Origin of the sequence: Actinospineispora eucalypti (assembly GCF_039543365.1) — a bacterium.
GTDB lineage: Bacteria > Actinomycetota > Actinomycetes > Mycobacteriales > Pseudonocardiaceae > Pseudonocardia > Pseudonocardia eucalypti.
Genome location: NZ_BAABJP010000051.1, coordinates 1 through 14,807 on the forward strand (window position 1 = coordinate 1; position 14,807 = coordinate 14,807).

Consider the following 14,807-nt stretch of genomic DNA (forward strand, 5'->3'; position numbering starts at 1 on the left):
CCGCCGTCTCCGCGTCCTGCTGGCGGATCCGGCCGCCGACCCCGCTGCCCTGGATGTCGGACAGGTTCACGCCGTGCTCGGCGGCCAGCTTGCGCACCAGCGGGGTGACGTACGGGGTGCCGGCGTCGTCGTTCACCGCGCCGTCGGTGCTCTCCGGCGCCGGCTCGCTCGGCCGGCTGGCCGGCTCGGCGGGCGCCGCCGACGCGGCCTTCACCGGCTCTTCCTTGGCCGGTTCGGCCTTCGCGGGCTCCTCCTCGGCCGGCGCGGGGGCCGACGCGGTGGGGGCGGACGCACCGCCGCCGCCGCCGATCATCGCGAGCTGGCCGCCGACCTCCACCGTGTCGTCCTCGTTGGCCAGGATCTCTTGCAGGGTGCCGGCCACCGGGGAGGGGATCTCGGTGTCGACCTTGTCGGTGGAGACCTCGAGCAGCGGCTCGTCCACCTCGACCTGGTCGCCCACCTGCTTGAGCCAGCGGGTGACGGTGCCCTCGGTGACACTCTCGCCCAGCGCGGGCATGGTCACCGCGGTGCCCGAGCCACCGCCGGAGCCGTTCGAGTCGGCTGACCCGGAGGACGCCCGGGCCGGCTCCGGTTCGGCGGCCGGCTCGGCCGACCGGGACTCGGCGGGCTCTTCCTCGGCCGGTTCGGGCTGCTCCGGCTGGGACTCGGCCGCCGGGGCGGCCGCGGTGGACGAACCACCGCCGTCGTCACCGTCACCGTCACCGTCGCCGATCACCGCCAGCTCGCCGCCGACCTCGACGGTCTCGTCCTCGGCGGCCACGATTCGCTGGAGAACGCCGGCGGCGGGGGAGGGGATCTCGGTGTCGACCTTGTCGGTGGAGACCTCGAGCAGCGGCTCGTCCACCTCGACCCGGTCGCCCTCCTGCTTGAGCCAGCGGGTGACGGTGCCCTCGGTGACGCTCTCTCCGAGCGCTGGCATCTGGACGGAGAAGGCCATGGCTGCTTCTGACTCCTCGGTAGCTGTTTGGCCGGTAGCGGGGGTTTGGGGGACTAACCGTGGGTGTGCAGTGGCTTGCCGGCGAGCGCCAGGTGCGCCTCGCCGAGGGCCTCGGTCTGGGTGGGGTGGGCGTGGATGAGGGGCGCGACGTCCTCGGCGTGCGCGTCCCAGTTGTAGATCAGCTGCGCCTCACCGATCAGCTCACCCACCCGGGCGCCGACCATGTGCACCCCGACCACCGGCCCCGGGGTGCCCTCGGCGCCGGCCTTGACCAGCTTGACCGCACCCGAGGTGCGCAGGATCTGGCTCTTGCCGTTGCCCGCGAGGTCGTAGGTGAGGGTCTGCACCTCGCCGTAGCGCTCCTTGGCCTGGGCCTCGGTGAGGCCGACGGAGGCGACCTCCGGCTCGCAGTAGGTGACCCGGGGGATGCCCGCCTCGTCGATCGGTGCCGGGTTCAGCCCGGCGATCTCCTCGGCGACGAAGATGCCCTGCTGGAAGCCCCGGTGGGCGAGCTGCAGGCCGGGCACGATGTCCCCGACCGCGTACACGCCGGACAGGTTGGTGCGCAGCCGCTCGTCGGTGATGACGAAGCCGCGCTCCATCTTCACGCCGGCGTCCTCGTAGCCGTGGCCGGCGGTGTTCGGCCCCCGACCCACGGCGACCAGCAACAGGTCGGCCTCCAGGGACTCGCCGTTCTCCAGGTTGACGGTCACGCCCTCGTCGGTCTGCGCGGCGCCGGTGAACTTCACCCCGGTCTTCGCCTTGATCTTGCGCCGGCGGAACGCCCGCTCCAGCTGCTTGGAGGCGAACTCGTCCTCGTTCGGCACCAGCCGGGGCAGCGCCTCGACCACGGTGACCTCGGCCTCGAAGCTGCTCCACACGCTGGCGAACTCCACGCCGATCACCCCGCCGCCGAGCACGACCACCCGCTTCGGCACCTGGTCCAGGGTGAGGGCCTGGTCGCTGGTGATGATCCGGCCGCCGATCTCCAGGCCGGGGAGGGAGCGCGCGTAGCTGCCGGTGGCCAGCACCACGTACCGGCCGGTGTAGCGCTGGCCGTTCACCTCGACGGTGTTCGGCCCGATGAAGGTGCCGCTGCCCTCGACGTAGGTGATGCCCCGGGAGCTGACCAGGCCCTGCAGCCCCTTGTAGAGCCGCGCGATCACGCCGTCCTTGTAGGTGTTCACCCCGGCCATGTCGATGCCGGCGACCGAGCTCTTCACGCCGATCTGGTCACCCTCGCGGGCGGCGTCGGCCACCTCGGCGGCGTGCAGCAGCGCCTTGGTGGGGATGCAGCCGCGGTGCAGGCAGGTGCCGCCCAGCTTGTCCTTCTCCACCAGAACGACGGACAGGCCGAGTTCGGCCGCGCGCAACGCGCAGGCGTACCCTCCCGATCCGCCGCCGAGGATCACCAGGTCGGCAGCGCTCTCGGCCACTTCAAGTCCCCCTTGTCCGGGTTGCGTCACGATCGTGCGTCCGCGGTGCGGGCCGTGTCCGGCGCGCCGCGGTCGCGGCTGGCCGGCACGGTCATCTTGTCACCTCGGCCGCGCCGGGAGAAAACGGCGCCGCCGGTGCGTTGCACCGTTGTCCACCCTGCCATGCCGGTGATCGCCGGCTGAAGACTTAGCCGCGTCCTAACATGATCGCGGATGGAGGGCCGATGAGCCTCTGGGACCGGCTGCGGGGAAGCGCCGGCGGCGGCCGCTCGGCCGAGGTCACCGGGTACCTGCGGGACTGGGCGGGGGCGCGTACCGGGGTCGAGGCGTTCGTCGAGCCGCGCACCATGGTGACCGAGACGACGGTGCTGTTCGTGGCCCAGGACGGCGAGTGGACCCGCCGGCGGGTGAGCAGCCCGGAGGCGGCGAAGAAGCTGGCCCGCTCGCTGCGCATCCCGATCTACGACGTTCAGCTGGTCGGGTACCCGAGGCGGATGCGCGACTACGACGCCCGTCGGCGGGTGTCGCGGGAGCGGGACCGGCGGGAGGACCTGGAGGGCTAATGCCTTCGGTGACGCTTTGTCCGGTGAGGGTTCGAAGATCGGCTTGGACGGCGCGGCTGGGTGGTCTTCCGCCGCTCGGACGCGGCCCGTTGCGTTGGATTCGAGGTTCGGTCACGGAGCGTTGTTGGCTGTGGGTCGAGTGGCGGGTCGCGGTCGTTCCACCTTGGCGAGAACCGTGGGGTGATCGTCGTCTCTGGCGGTCTAGCCTCGATATTCGACGCCAAACCGCCACCAACGGCGATCATGCCGTCCTGGGCCTCCGTCACCGTACGTAGTCATCGCCGAACGCTACAGGCCGCACCCGAGCGGCGGTAGACCGCGCAGCCGCGCCGTCCGAGCCGTTCTTTGAACCGGCACCGAGTCCTCACAGGCGCGCACTCCGCGGAACCCAGGGGCCGCACCTGTACGAATACGTGCTAGCCGGCGACCTTGGTGGTGGGGGCGTGGCGGACCGGGAAGTTCACCGATCGGGCGATGAAGCACAGCTCGTGCGCCCGCCGGTGCAGCTCCTCGATGCCCTCGGTCATGCCCTCCTCGGCCACGGTGGCCTCCGGGCGCAGCACGACCTCGGTGAACGCGCCGCCGCCGTCGGGCGCCTCGGCCATGGTTCCCTCGGGCCGGTCCGTGTACTCGGTGACCACCACGCCGGAGGTCGCGGCCAGGTGCAGGAACCACAGCATGTGGCACTGGGAGAGCGCGGCGACCAGAAGTTCCTCCGGGTTGTACCGCTCGGGGTCGCCCCGGAACGAGGGGTCGGAGGAACCGGGGAGCACCGGCTTCCCCGGCCCCGAGACCTCGTGCTCGCGGCCGAAGTCCCGGTAGCCGGAGGTGCCGGTGCCCCGGTTGCCCGTCCAGGTGACCTGGAGGGCGTAGTGGTGGGTGCGCGCCATGTCTGGAGACGCTACGGGAGTCAGCCCAGTTGCGCGCGGAACATCCAGGCCCGCTTCTCCAGGCCGCCCAGGACGCCGATCAGCAGGTCCTGGCTGACGGCGTCGAGCTCGCCGAGCCGGTCCACCCGGCGGCGCAGCCGCTCGTTGACGGTGTCCAGCGCGTCCACCACCAGCGCGACCACCCGCCCGTCCGGGACCCGGCCGTCCGGCACGTCGCGCAGCGGGCTCTCCTTGGCCACCGTGCCCACCCGGCCGTCCGGCGGGAAGCCGATGGTCACCGCGCGCTCGGCCACCTCGTCGGCGGCGGCGCGGACCTCGCCGGTCAGGCCGTCCAGCTGCTCGTGCAGGGAGAGGAAGTGCGGGCCGACCAGGTTCCAGTGCAGCTGCTTGGCCTGCGCCGCCAGGTCGGTCAGCTCGACCAGGGTGTCCTGCAGGTCAGTGCCTACGCGTTCGACGTTCACAACTGCCTCCTCTTATTTGGACTAAGTCCAGTTTAGGAGTTTTCTGGACTAAGTCCAGAGAAGGCGGGTGTGATCTGGCCGTCAGCCGTTCTCCGCGATGTCGGTGAGCAGGGCGGCGAGCGTGCGCACCGGCACTCCGGTGCCGCCCTTCGGGGTGTAGCCCCACGGCCCGCCGGAGTTGAACGAAGGCCCGGCGATGTCGATGTGCGCCCAGGTCAGGCCGTCGGCGACGAACTCGCGCAGGAAGATCCCGGCGGCCAGCATGCCGCCCCAGCGGTGGTTGGTCACGTTGGCCAGGTCGGCCAGGCGGGAGTCCAGGTCGCCGCGCAGCTCCTCGGGGAACGGCATCGGCCAGCCGCCCTCGCCGGAGGCCTGCGCGTGCCCGGCCACCCGGTCGCGGAAGTCGTCGCTGCCCATCACGCCGGCCGTCCGGGTGCCCAGCGAGACCATCTGCGCCCCGGTCAGCGTGGACGTCTCGATCAGGTAGTCGGGGGCGTCCTCGGCGGCCCGCACGATCGCGTCGGCCAGGATCAGCCGGCCCTCGGCGTCGGTGTTCAGCACCTCCACCGTCTTGCCGCCGTACATGGTCAACACGTCGCCGGGCCGGTAGGAGGTGCCCGACGGCATGTTCTCCACCATCGGCACGGTGGCGGTGAGCTCGATCGGCAGCTTCAGCCGGGCGGCCAGTGCGGCGGTGGCGACCACGGCGGCGGCGCCGGACATGTCCGAGGTCATGTGGTCCATGTTGGCCGCCGGCTTGATCGAGATGCCGCCGGTGTCGAACGTGACGCCCTTGCCGACCAGCGCGACCTTGGCCCTCGGCGCGGTCCCCGGTGCATCCCCGCCGGACCAGCGCAGCCGGACCAGCCGGGGCGGCCGGGAGGAGCCGCCGCCGACGCCGAGCACGCCGCCGTAGCCGGCCTCGGCCAGCGCCCGCTCGTCCAGCACCTCCACCTCGAGGCCGGCCTCGGCGCCGATCTCGGCGGCCCGCTCGGCGAAGCTGCCCGGGAACAGGTCGTTGGGCGGGGTGTTGATCAGGTTGCGCGCGGTGCGCACCGCGTCCGCGACGGCCAGCGCCCGGTCCAGCACGGGACGGGCCTGGGCTTCGTCCCGTACCAGCAGGTCCACCCGCCCGACCGGGGTCTTGCCCGCGCCGTTGCTCTTGTACTCGGTGAACGCGTAGGCGCCGAGCGAGCTGCCCTCGGCGGCGGCCGCCAGCTCCAGCCGGGAGAGCGTGCTGGTGAGGCGGTCGGTGCCGGCCAGCGCCCGCGCCGCCGCGCCGGAGGCGCGGCGGACCTGCTCGGCCACGTCCAGCTTGATGCCCCCGGTGGCCGCCTTCGGGTCCGGCGTGGCGCCCAGGCCCACCGCGACCAGCAGCGGGGCGGTCACGCTGCCCCGGGCCGGCAGCTTGGTGACCTCGTCGGCCTTGCCGGTGGCCCCGGTCAGCCGGAGCAGCTCGAGCAGCTCCGGCTCGCCCCCGAACGCCTCCGCCACGTCCTCCGCGCCGCCGGCCAGCGCCGGCCCGTCCTCGCCGGTGCGCAGCGCGATGAGGAGCGCGTCGGCTTCGGCAGTCACCGCGGACCCGGTGCTGAGGCTGAACTCGGGGATGCTCACGACTCTCCTTGCGATAGGCGGCATCGATCTGGCTGATCGAATCCGGTTCGAAATGCTAATGACACCCAGGTGCGTCCGAACGGGCGATCCCTGGTGCAAGGCTAGGCGGGTGGACCACGGACTGGCTCGGCGGCTCGGAACGGCCGATGCCACCGTGCTCGGTCTGGCCGCGATGCTCGGTACCGGGGTGTTCACCGTGTTCGCGCCGGCGGCGGCCTACGCCGGCCAGTGGCTGCTGCTCGCCGTGGCGCTCGCCGGCCTGGTCGCGGCGTGCAACGCGTTCTCCACGGCCGACCTGGCTGCCCGCTACCCGGAGTCCGGCGGCGGCTACGTCTACGGCCGGGAGCTGCTGGCGCCGTGGGCCGGCCGCCTGGCCGGGGTGGCCTTCCTGGTCGGCAAGACCGGCTCGGCGGCCGCCGCCGGCCTGGTCTTCGGCAGCTACGTGTTGCCGGCCCACAGCCTGTGCGCGGCGATCCCGACGATCCTGGTGATCGCCGGGCTGAACGCGTTGGGCGTGCGGTGGACCGTGCGCGGCGCGTGGGCGCTGGTGCCCGCCGTGCTCGGCATCCTCGCGGTGGTGGTGCTGGTCGGGCTGATCTGGCGGGTGCCGGCGGACTGGGCAGTGCCCGGGGTCCCGACCGACACCGCCGGCACGGTCGACATCACCCCGGCGGGCGCCGTCGCCGCCCCGGTGACGCCGCTCGGCGTGGTCACCGCAGCCGGCCTGGTGTTCTTCGCCTTCGCCGGCTACGCGCGCATCGCCACCCTCGGCGAGGAGGTGCGCGACCCGGCGCACACCATCCGGCGGGCCATCCCGCTCGCGCTGGGCATCGCGCTGGTCGCCTACCTGGCCGTGGGCGGGGCGGTGCTGCACGCCCTGGGGGTGACCCGGCTGGCCGGTGAGGCGGCGCCCCTGGCGGCCGCCGTGGCCGGCACCGAGGAGCCGGCGCTCGGGGCGATGGTGCGGCTGGGCGCGGCGGCGGCAACCGTGTCCGTCCTGCTTTCCGTGCTGGTCGGGGTGAGCCGCACCCAGCTGGCCATGGCCCGGCGGGGTGACCTGCCCGGCTGTCTCGCCGCCGTCAGCCGGCGGGGCACTCCTTGGCGGGCCGACCTGGTCGGCGCCCTGGTGGCGGTGGTGATCGCGCTGTTCACCAACCCGGCCTCGGCGGTGGCGCTCTCCGCGTGCAGCGTGCTCGTCTACTACGGGGTGATCAACGTGGCCGCGCTGCGCCTGCCGGCCGCCGACCGGCGCTGGCCCGTGTGGAGCTCGGTGCTCGGCCTGACGCTCTGTTTCGGGCTGGCCGCGTTGCTGCCCTGGCCGGTGGTGGTGGTCACCGCACTGGCCCTGCTGCTCGGTGTGCTGCTCAGCACGCTGCTGGCCCGGCGCGGCGGGCGGATGCCTTCGGGCACCGCGTCCGGCTGATCAGTCCAGCTCTTCGAGGGCCCGGCGCACCAGGCCGGCGGTGCGGTACGAGGCGTGCAGGTCGCCGCTGAACGCCTGCGGGCAGCCCGCGGTCAGCTCTTCGAGCAGCAGCACCGCCTCCTCGGCGGCGGCCAGGGCCTCGGCCAGCTCGTGCTGGCAGGCCACCCGCACGCGGGCGAACGCACAGAGCGCCCTGGCCAGGTCGTGCCGGTGCCCCTTCGGGTCGGCCGGCACCAGGCAGCGGTACAGGTAGACCGCCTCCTGGGTGGCGGCGAGCGCGGTGTCCAGCCGCCCGACCTGCGCGCTGGCCAGGCCCAGGTTGTGCAGCGCGCGGGCCAGCATGGACTCGTAGACCACGGGCGCGATCGCCGCCAGCTGGCGGAAGATGGCCACGGTCTCCTCGGCCAGCTCGCAGGCCTGGCCGAGCCGGCCCCGCTCCGCGCACACCACGCCCAGGTTGCTCACCGAGGCGGCCAGGCAGTGCGCGAACCCGGTCGGGTCCTGCCGGGCGAGCAGCCGGTAGAGCGGGTTGCGGGCGTGCAGCCGGCGCAGGATGCGCACGGACTCCTCGGCCGCGTCGCCGGCCGCCAGGTGGTCGCCCAGCTCGGAGCGCACCACCCCGAGGTTGGTCAGTGCCACGGCGAGCCCGACGGAGAGCCGGATCCGGTGCATGGCGCGCAGCCGGCCGGCCGAGGCCAGCATCTGGCGGTACAGCTCGACCGCCTCGGCGAGCGCCTCGGCCGACGCCGCCGTCTCGCCCCGCCGGGACGCCCACAGGCCCCACGCGGACCGCGCGTGCGCCAGCTCCGGCCGGAACCGCTCAGGGCTCGTCTCGGCCAGCCGCCGGTAGACCCGGACCACCCCTTCGACCGTCCGGCACGCGTCGGCCAGGCGCCCGGCGCGGGCCTGCTCCATGGCCAGCGTCTGCTTCAGGCGGGCGGCCCGGGCCAGGTCGGCGGCCGAGCCGGCCCACTCGTCGGGCGGCGCCCCGCCGTCGGAGCCGTCACCGGCCCGGCCGAGGTCGCGGTTGAGCGCGGCAAGACCGACGGTGAACCGCCGACCCGCTCGCACTTCCAGCACGCTCGCGCACCTGCCCCTCATACCAAAGTCGGTTGACAAGCCATTGTCCGTTATAGGCCCGTGACTCGCACAGGTCCATGGTGTCGAACTTCATCCCCCGGATGGGCGCAACCCGGTAGCGGGGGGTGGTCGGTGTCCAAGAAGTGGGAGGTCCAACCATCGGACTTGCAATCCGAGCTACCGTTCTCTCATGAGCAGCGTGTCCTTCACCCACATCCCGAACCCCTCGCCGGCGAGCGAGGAGCGCCGCGCGGAGATTCTGGCCGACCCGGGGTTCGGTCGGTACTTCACCGACCACATGGTGACCATTCGCTGGACCGGGGACCGGGGTTGGCACGACGCGCAGGTAGCGCCGTACGGGCCGCTCTCCCTGGATCCGGCCGCGATGGTGCTGCACTACGGGCAGGAGATCTTCGAAGGGCTCAAGGCGTACCGCCAGCCCGACGGCTCGGTCTGCTCGTTCCGGGCCGAGGCCAACGCCGCCCGGTTCCGGGCGTCGGCGACCCGGATGGCCATGCCCCCGCTGCCCGACGAGCTGTTCCTCTCCTCGCTCACCGAACTGCTGCGGGTGGACGAGGCCTGGGTGCCGGCCGCCGGCGGTGAGGACTCCCTCTACCTGCGCCCCTACATGATCGCCACGGAGGTCGGGCTGGGCGTCCGGCCGGCCGCCGAGTACCTCTACCTGCTGATCGCCTCGCCGGCCGGGTCCTACTTCGCCAGCGGGGTGAAGCCGGTGGACGTGTGGCTGGCCACCGACTACACCCGGGCCTCGCCCGGCGGCACCGGGTCGGCCAAGGCCGGCGGCAACTACGCCGCCTCGCTGTTGCCCCAGGCCCAGGCGACCAAGCAGGGCTGTGCCCAGGTGGCCTACCTGGACGCCGCCGAGCGCCGCTGGATCGAGGAGATGGGCAGCAACAACCTGTTCTTCGTGTTCGGTTCGGGCGACCACGTCGAGGTGGTCACCCCCGAGCTGTCCGGCAGCATCCTGGCCGGGGTGACCCGTGACTCGCTGCTGGTGCTGGCCAAGGAACTGGGCTGCCAGGTCACCGAGCGGCCGGTCTCCGCGCAGGAGTGGCTGGAGGGCGCCGAGGACGGCCGGATCACCGAGGTGTTCGGTTCCGGCACGGCCGTGGTGATCAGCCCGATCGGCCGGGTCAAGCACCCCGGCGGGGAGGCGCGCATCGGCGACGGCGAACCCGGCCCGGTCACCACCAGGCTGCGCAAGCTGCTCACCGACATCCAGCGCGGCGCCGCCCCGGATACCCACCACTGGATGTACCGGCTGACCCCCTGACCCGGGTCAGCCGCTGGCGGCGACGACCAGCACCGCCGTGCCGGCCAACTCGGCGGCGGCACCGAGCACGTCCCCGGTGACGCCGCCGAACCGCCGGCGGGTGTGCGCGGACAACGCCACCACCAGGGCGGCGGCGCACAGCACGGCCAGCGGGCCCTGCCACGGCCGGCCCGGCACGGCGGCGACCGCGAGCACCAGCAGCGCGCCGAACATCGCCGCCGGCACCGGCCACGGCTGCCCGTCGGCGACCAGTGCGCCGAGGCCGTCGGGCCGGGCCGCCGGCACGCCCCGCCGGCAGCACCAGGCGAACGCGCACCGGCCGGCGAGCACGGCGAGCAGCACCGCCGGCCACCGGGCCGGCATGCCGGCCAGCCAAGCCAGCGCCGCCGCCTGCACGCTGATCACGGTCACCAGGCTGACCACGGCGAACGGACCGGCCGAGCCGTCCCGCATGACGGCCAGCGCGCGTTCCGGCGGGCCGTAGCAGCCCAGCCCGTCGGCGGTGTCGGCCAGCCCGTCCAGGTGCATCCCCCGGGTGGCCAGGGCCAGCCCGGCCACGGTGAGCAGCCCGGCCACCAACGGCGGCACCCCCAGGCGGGCCAGGCCGTACAGCAGGGCGGCCGCGGCGGCGCCGAGCAGCGCACCGGGCAGCGGTGCCCAGCGGATCGCGGCGGCGCCCGCCCGGCGGTCCACGGTGTCCGGCCCGCGCACCGGCAGCACGGTCAGCCAGCTCAGCGCCAGCCGGGGCCCGGTCACCGGTCAGCCGGCCGCGTCGGAGTTGCCCGCCGGACTCGGCTCGTTACGGGCGTCCGCGCCGCTCACCCCGGCCGAGGTGAACGTGGCCATCTCACTCAGGATCCGGCCGGCCATCCGCACCACGGGCAGCGCGACCAGCGCACCGGACCCCTCGCCCAGCCGCATCCGCAGGTCCAGCAGCGGCTCCAGGCCCAGCCGTTCCAGCACCAGGGTGTGCGCCGGCTCCACCGACCGGTGGCTGGCCAGCCACCATGCCTTGGCGCCGGGCGCCAGCTCCTCGGCCACCAGCGCCGCCGCGCCCACCACCAGGCCGTCCAGCAGCACCGGGGTGCGGCGGACCGCCGCCTGGGCCAGGAAGCCGGCCATCGCGGCGATGTCGGCGCCCCCGGCCGTGCGCAGCAGCGCCACCGGCTCGCGCAGGTAGGGGCGCGCCCGGCGGAGCGCGTCCCGGATCGCGGTGGCCTTGCGCATCCACACCCGGTCGTCGATGCCGGTGCCCCGGCCGACCACGGCCACCGGCTCGGCGCCCGTCAGCGCGGCCACCAGCACCGAGGCCGGCGTGGTGTTGCCGATGCCCATGTCGCCGGCGACCAGCAGGTCGGACCCGTAGTCCACCTCCTCGTCGGCGATGGCCCGCCCGGCGGCCACGGCGGCCTCGGCCTGCTCGGCGGTGAGCGCGTCCTCGGTGTCGATCGGGCCGCTGGACCGCCGGATCTTGTGCTTGGTCACCCGGGCGGGCAGCTCGGGGAAGGTGGGGCCGTCCACCGCGAGGTCCACCACGCGCACGGTGGCGCCGGCCGCGTTGGCCAGCACGTTCACCGCCGCGCCGCCGGCCAGGAAGTTGGCCACCATCTGGCCGGTGACTTCGGGCGGGTAGGCGGAGACGCCCTGGCGGGCGATGCCGTGGTCGCCGGCGAACACCACCACCCGGGGCCGGCCGAGCGGGCGCGGCGGGCAGGTGCCCTGGCACGCGGCCAGCCAGACGCCGACCTCCTCCAGCCGGCCCAGCGAGCCGGCCGGCTTGGTCAGCGATGCGTGCCGGACCTCGGCCCGCCGGCCGGCCTGTTCGTCCGGCGGCTCGACTACCGGGAAGTCCACCGCGCCTCCGCTCAGTTCGGTTCCAGCTGGGGTTTCAGCCGCATGGGCAACCCGGCGACGAGCAACTCCACCTCGTCGCACACCTGCGCCAGGCGCGCGTTGAGCGCGCCCAGCTCGTCGCGGAAGAGCCTGCCAGAGCGGGTCTCCGGCACCACGCCGAGCCCGACCTCGGCGGACACCAGCACCAGCCGGGCAGGGCAGTCGCGCACCGCGCCGGCCAGCCGGTCCACCTCGGTGTGCACCGGCTCCAGCGGGCCGCCCCGCCACACGTCCGCGTCGTCCAGCACCCCGGTCAGCCAGGTGGCGAGGTCGTCCACCAGCACCGGATCGGCGCCGGCGGCCAGCTCGCCGGCCAGGTCGGGGGTTTCCACGGTGCGCCAGGCCGGTGGGCGGCGGGCGCGGTGCGCGGCGATCCGGTCCGACCACTCCGGATCGGCCGGGTCCACGCGGCCGGTGGCCAGGTAGCGGACCGGCGCGGCCGGGGAGAACAGGCCCTCCGCGTACGCCGACTTCCCGGACCGCGTGCCGCCCAGGATCAGGGAACGGCGTACCGGGATGGTCACAGCGGCACGCTACCTTCCTGGTCGTGGCATACCGCTGGCGATACCTGGACGACTCCGGCAACGAGACCTCCGGCCCGGAGCTGACCTTCGACGGACAGGCCGAGGCCGAAGCCTGGTTCACCGACACCTGGCCGGAACTGCTCGACTCGGGGATAACCTCGGTCACCCTGCTGGACGGCGACGCCGAGATCTACGGCCCGATGAGCCTGCACGGCGCCGGCTAGCGCGGCACGCGCTCGTCGAGCGCGCGCCCAGTTTGGCGCGCCGCGGGGAATACCAGCTCAGTCCACCTTGTCGCCGGGGCGCACCTTCGGCTTCGGTACCCGCAGCTTGCGCAGCTGGCTGGCCCGGGCGAACGCGTACCAGCCGATGCCCAGCGGGCTGATCTGCTCGTTCGGGAAGTGCTCCCGGGCCTTGTTGACCACCCGGCGCCCGTTCATCACGCCCTCGATGGCCATCGAGGCCAGCATGGCCATGCAGAAGATGCTGGTGTAGGCCTGCACGAACGGTATCGACTGGGCGATCAGGGACAGGAACACCAGGGCGGCCAGCGGCATGAACAGGCCGGCCAGGTGCCGGCGGGAGTCCACCAGGTCGCGCACGTAGGCCTTCACCGGCCCCCGGTCGCGGGGGAGCAGCGCCCGCTCGTCGCCGGCCATCATCCGGGAACGGCGCTCGGCGGACTCCCGCCGGCGCTCCGCGCGGGTACCCCGGTTCTTCCGGGCGAGCTTGATCGCCTCACGCTGGGTCTTCGGCGGGGGCGGCGCGGGGCCGCGCCGCTTGCCCTCGGCGTCCCGGCGCTTCGGGGTGGCCCGGCCCTTGCCCGGGGTGACCCCCCGGCCGACCGTGTCGGCAACCTCCTCGGCGCCCTCATCCGTGGTGCTGGCGGCGTCGACCGCGGCGTCATCGCCACTGCCGGACTGGCGGCGCAGGAACCTCACCCATCCACCATAGCGGCAGGTAATGTCTTGCCGGTGCGCGTGGTGATCGCTCCAGATTCGTTCGGCGGCACGTTGTCCGCGAAGCAGGCGGCAGCCGCGATCGCGGACGGGTGGCGCGGCACCTGCCCCACCGACGAGCTGCGGGAACTCCCGCTGGCCGACGGCGGCACCGGTTTCCTCGACGTGTTGCACGCCGCGCTGGGCGGCGAGCTGTGCCCGGTCCCGGTCACCGGGCCGCGCGGCGAGCCGGTGACCGCCGAGTGGCTGCGGGTCGGCGAGGTCGCCTACATCGAGATGGCCCTGGCCAGCGGCCTGCACATGGTGCCGAGGCCGGAGCGGACCCCCGAGGTGGCCAGGGTGGCCAACAGCCGGGGCGTCGGCCAGCTGGTCGCCGCCGCGGCGGCGGAAACCGGCGTGACCCGCATCGTGGTCGGCCTCGGCGGCTCCGCCTGCACCGACGGGGGAGCGGGAGCGCTGGCCGCGCTGGGAGCCCAGCCGCTGGACGCCGACGGCGCGCCGCTGCCGGACGGCGGCGCCGCGCTGGCCGGGTGCGCCGCGTTGGCCGCGCCGCCGGCGCTGCGCGCGGGCCTCGAGCTGGTGCTGGCGCTGGACGTGGACAACCCGCTGCTCGGCCGGCACGGCGCGGCGGCGGTCTTCGGCCCGCAGAAGGGCGCGGACGACGCGGCCGTGGCCGAACTGGACGCCGCGCTGCGCCGCTATGCCGAGGTGCTCGCCCCGGCCGTGCACCGGGACGCCGCCGAGCTGGTGGAGCTGCCGGGCGGCGGCGCGGCCGGCGGCCTCGGCGCTGCGCTGCTCGCGCTGGGCGGACGGCCGGTCTCCGGTGCCGGGCTGGTCCGCGAGCTGCTCGGGCTGGACGCGGCCCTGGACGCGGCCGACCTGGTGCTCACCGGCGAGGGCAGCTTCGACTGGCAGTCGCTGCGCGGGAAGCTGATCACCGCCGTGGCCGCCTCGGCCGCCGCCCGGGGGCTGCCGTGCCTGGTACTGGCCGGCCAGGTGAGCGTGGGCCGGCGGGAGGCGGCCGCGGCCGGCGTGCAGGAGGCGTACTCGGTCACCGAACACGCCGGTGGACTGGCCGCCTCGATGGCCGATCCGGCCGGCACGCTCGCCAAACTGGCCGCCGATCTGGCCGGGCAGTGGAGCGGCTCACGCTGACCGGGGCGGCTCGCGTGTGACAGGATGTAGGGAGCACAACAACGCGCGATGGAACATCCGCGGCGGCGACCGTGTTGAGCGTCGTGGAGATCCGAAACGTGAGGCGAGGGAGAGCAAATGACCGTCGACAACAGCACCACCACTGAGAAGACGCACGGCGTGGAGCTGACCGAGGCGGCCGCGCTCAAGGCCAAGGGCCTGCTCGACCAGGAGGGCCGCGACGACATGCACCTCCGCATCGAGGTGCACCCTGGTGGCTGCGCCGGCCTGCGCTACCAGCTGTTCTTCGACGACCAGGCCCGTGACGGCGACCTGTACCGCGAGTTCAACGGGATGCGCGTCGCCGTCGACTGGAAGAGCGCTCCGTACCTGCAGGGTGCCGTGATCGACTTCGTGGACACCATCGAGAAGCAGGGCTTCACCATCGACAACCCGAACGCCAGCGGTTCCTGCGCCTGCGGCGACTCGTTCAACTAGAGCGTTCGTTTCACGGGCTCGGGTGACCGGCGGTAAGGTTACTCAACGTGCCTATCGCCGTTACGGGGTCGATCGCGACC

Annotated in this window: 16 protein-coding genes; 6 read left to right on the forward strand and 10 right to left on the reverse strand. The window is 73.9% G+C overall.

Features of this window, described 5'->3' with window-relative positions; translation table 11 throughout:
* On the reverse strand, window positions 1–958 hold a 958-nt coding region (locus ABEB12_RS34660), incomplete at its 3' end, for a biotin/lipoyl-containing protein (protein WP_345703399.1).
* Between the two features lie 53 nt (window positions 959–1,011).
* Window positions 1,012–2,394: a dihydrolipoyl dehydrogenase gene (gene lpdA / locus ABEB12_RS34665; protein WP_185065040.1), complete on the reverse strand. Its 1,383-nt coding sequence runs from the start codon at window positions 2,392–2,394 to the stop codon at window positions 1,012–1,014.
* 224 nt (window positions 2,395–2,618) lie between these two features.
* On the opposite strand from lpdA, the gene ABEB12_RS34670 reads away from it, so the two are divergent.
* Complete coding sequence (locus tag ABEB12_RS34670) at window positions 2,619–2,957, forward strand: oxidoreductase (protein WP_185065041.1); 339 nt, start codon at window positions 2,619–2,621, stop codon at window positions 2,955–2,957.
* 416 nt (window positions 2,958–3,373) lie between these two features.
* On the opposite strand, the gene ABEB12_RS34675 is transcribed toward ABEB12_RS34670, so the two are convergent.
* The 3 genes from ABEB12_RS34675 to ABEB12_RS34685 form a co-directional block, all read right to left on the reverse strand.
* Window positions 3,374–3,847: an OsmC family protein gene (locus ABEB12_RS34675; protein ID WP_185065042.1), complete on the reverse strand. Its 474-nt coding sequence runs from the start codon at window positions 3,845–3,847 to the stop codon at window positions 3,374–3,376.
* A gap of 20 nt (window positions 3,848–3,867) precedes the next feature.
* Window positions 3,868–4,308 (reverse strand): ferritin-like domain-containing protein, encoded by a 441-nt coding sequence (locus ABEB12_RS34680; protein WP_185065043.1) that lies wholly within the window; start codon window positions 4,306–4,308, stop codon window positions 3,868–3,870.
* Window positions 4,309–4,389: 81 nt separating this feature from the next.
* Window positions 4,390–5,922, reverse strand: a complete 1,533-nt coding sequence (locus ABEB12_RS34685) for a leucyl aminopeptidase (RefSeq protein WP_185065044.1) — start codon at window positions 5,920–5,922, stop codon at window positions 4,390–4,392.
* A 109-nt stretch (window positions 5,923–6,031) separates the two neighbouring features.
* Between ABEB12_RS34685 and ABEB12_RS34690 the strand changes: the two genes are divergently transcribed.
* Window positions 6,032–7,345, forward strand: coding sequence for an APC family permease (locus tag ABEB12_RS34690; RefSeq protein WP_345703400.1), 1,314 nt, complete (start codon window positions 6,032–6,034; stop codon window positions 7,343–7,345).
* On the opposite strand, the gene ABEB12_RS34695 is transcribed toward ABEB12_RS34690, so the two are convergent.
* The gene (locus ABEB12_RS34695; protein ID WP_185065046.1) at window positions 7,346–8,425 is read right to left on the reverse strand and encodes a tetratricopeptide repeat protein; all 1,080 of its coding nucleotides are present in this window, start codon (window positions 8,423–8,425) and stop codon (window positions 7,346–7,348) included.
* 190 nt (window positions 8,426–8,615) lie between these two features.
* Here ABEB12_RS34695 and ABEB12_RS34700 point away from each other — a divergent pair, with 190 nt between their 5' ends.
* Window positions 8,616–9,719: a branched-chain amino acid aminotransferase gene (locus tag ABEB12_RS34700; protein WP_185065047.1), complete on the forward strand. Its 1,104-nt coding sequence runs from the start codon at window positions 8,616–8,618 to the stop codon at window positions 9,717–9,719.
* A gap of 6 nt (window positions 9,720–9,725) precedes the next feature.
* Here the strand turns inward: ABEB12_RS34700 and cobS are convergent, their stop codons facing one another.
* The 3 genes from cobS to cobU are packed head-to-tail and all read right to left on the reverse strand — an operon-like array spanning window position 9,726 to window position 12,136.
* Entirely contained in the window at window positions 9,726–10,475 is a 750-nt protein-coding gene (cobS, locus tag ABEB12_RS34705; RefSeq protein WP_185065048.1) for an adenosylcobinamide-GDP ribazoletransferase, read from the reverse strand.
* Window positions 10,476–10,478: 3 nt separating this feature from the next.
* The gene (cobT, locus tag ABEB12_RS34710; RefSeq protein WP_345703401.1) at window positions 10,479–11,573 is read right to left on the reverse strand and encodes a nicotinate-nucleotide--dimethylbenzimidazole phosphoribosyltransferase; all 1,095 of its coding nucleotides are present in this window, start codon (window positions 11,571–11,573) and stop codon (window positions 10,479–10,481) included.
* 11 nt (window positions 11,574–11,584) lie between these two features.
* On the reverse strand, window positions 11,585–12,136 hold the full coding sequence (gene cobU, locus ABEB12_RS34715) for a bifunctional adenosylcobinamide kinase/adenosylcobinamide-phosphate guanylyltransferase (RefSeq protein WP_345703402.1): 552 nt from the start codon (window positions 12,134–12,136) through the stop codon (window positions 11,585–11,587).
* Between the two features lie 23 nt (window positions 12,137–12,159).
* On the opposite strand from cobU, the gene ABEB12_RS34720 reads away from it, so the two are divergent.
* Window positions 12,160–12,360 (forward strand): hypothetical protein, encoded by a 201-nt coding sequence (locus ABEB12_RS34720; protein ID WP_185065049.1) that lies wholly within the window; start codon window positions 12,160–12,162, stop codon window positions 12,358–12,360.
* A gap of 57 nt (window positions 12,361–12,417) precedes the next feature.
* On the opposite strand, the gene ABEB12_RS34725 is transcribed toward ABEB12_RS34720, so the two are convergent.
* Window positions 12,418–13,077 (reverse strand): DUF3043 domain-containing protein, encoded by a 660-nt coding sequence (locus tag ABEB12_RS34725; RefSeq protein WP_185065050.1) that lies wholly within the window; start codon window positions 13,075–13,077, stop codon window positions 12,418–12,420.
* Between the two features lie 33 nt (window positions 13,078–13,110).
* On the opposite strand from ABEB12_RS34725, the gene ABEB12_RS34730 reads away from it, so the two are divergent.
* Together ABEB12_RS34730 and ABEB12_RS34735 are read left to right on the forward strand one after the other, a co-directional pair.
* A complete protein-coding gene (locus tag ABEB12_RS34730; protein WP_185065051.1) occupies window positions 13,111–14,250 on the forward strand; it encodes a glycerate kinase in 1,140 nt (379 codons plus the stop codon).
* Between the two features lie 117 nt (window positions 14,251–14,367).
* Entirely contained in the window at window positions 14,368–14,727 is a 360-nt protein-coding gene (locus tag ABEB12_RS34735) for an iron-sulfur cluster assembly accessory protein (protein ID WP_185065052.1), read from the forward strand.
* Window positions 14,728–14,807: the final 80 nt, after the last annotated feature.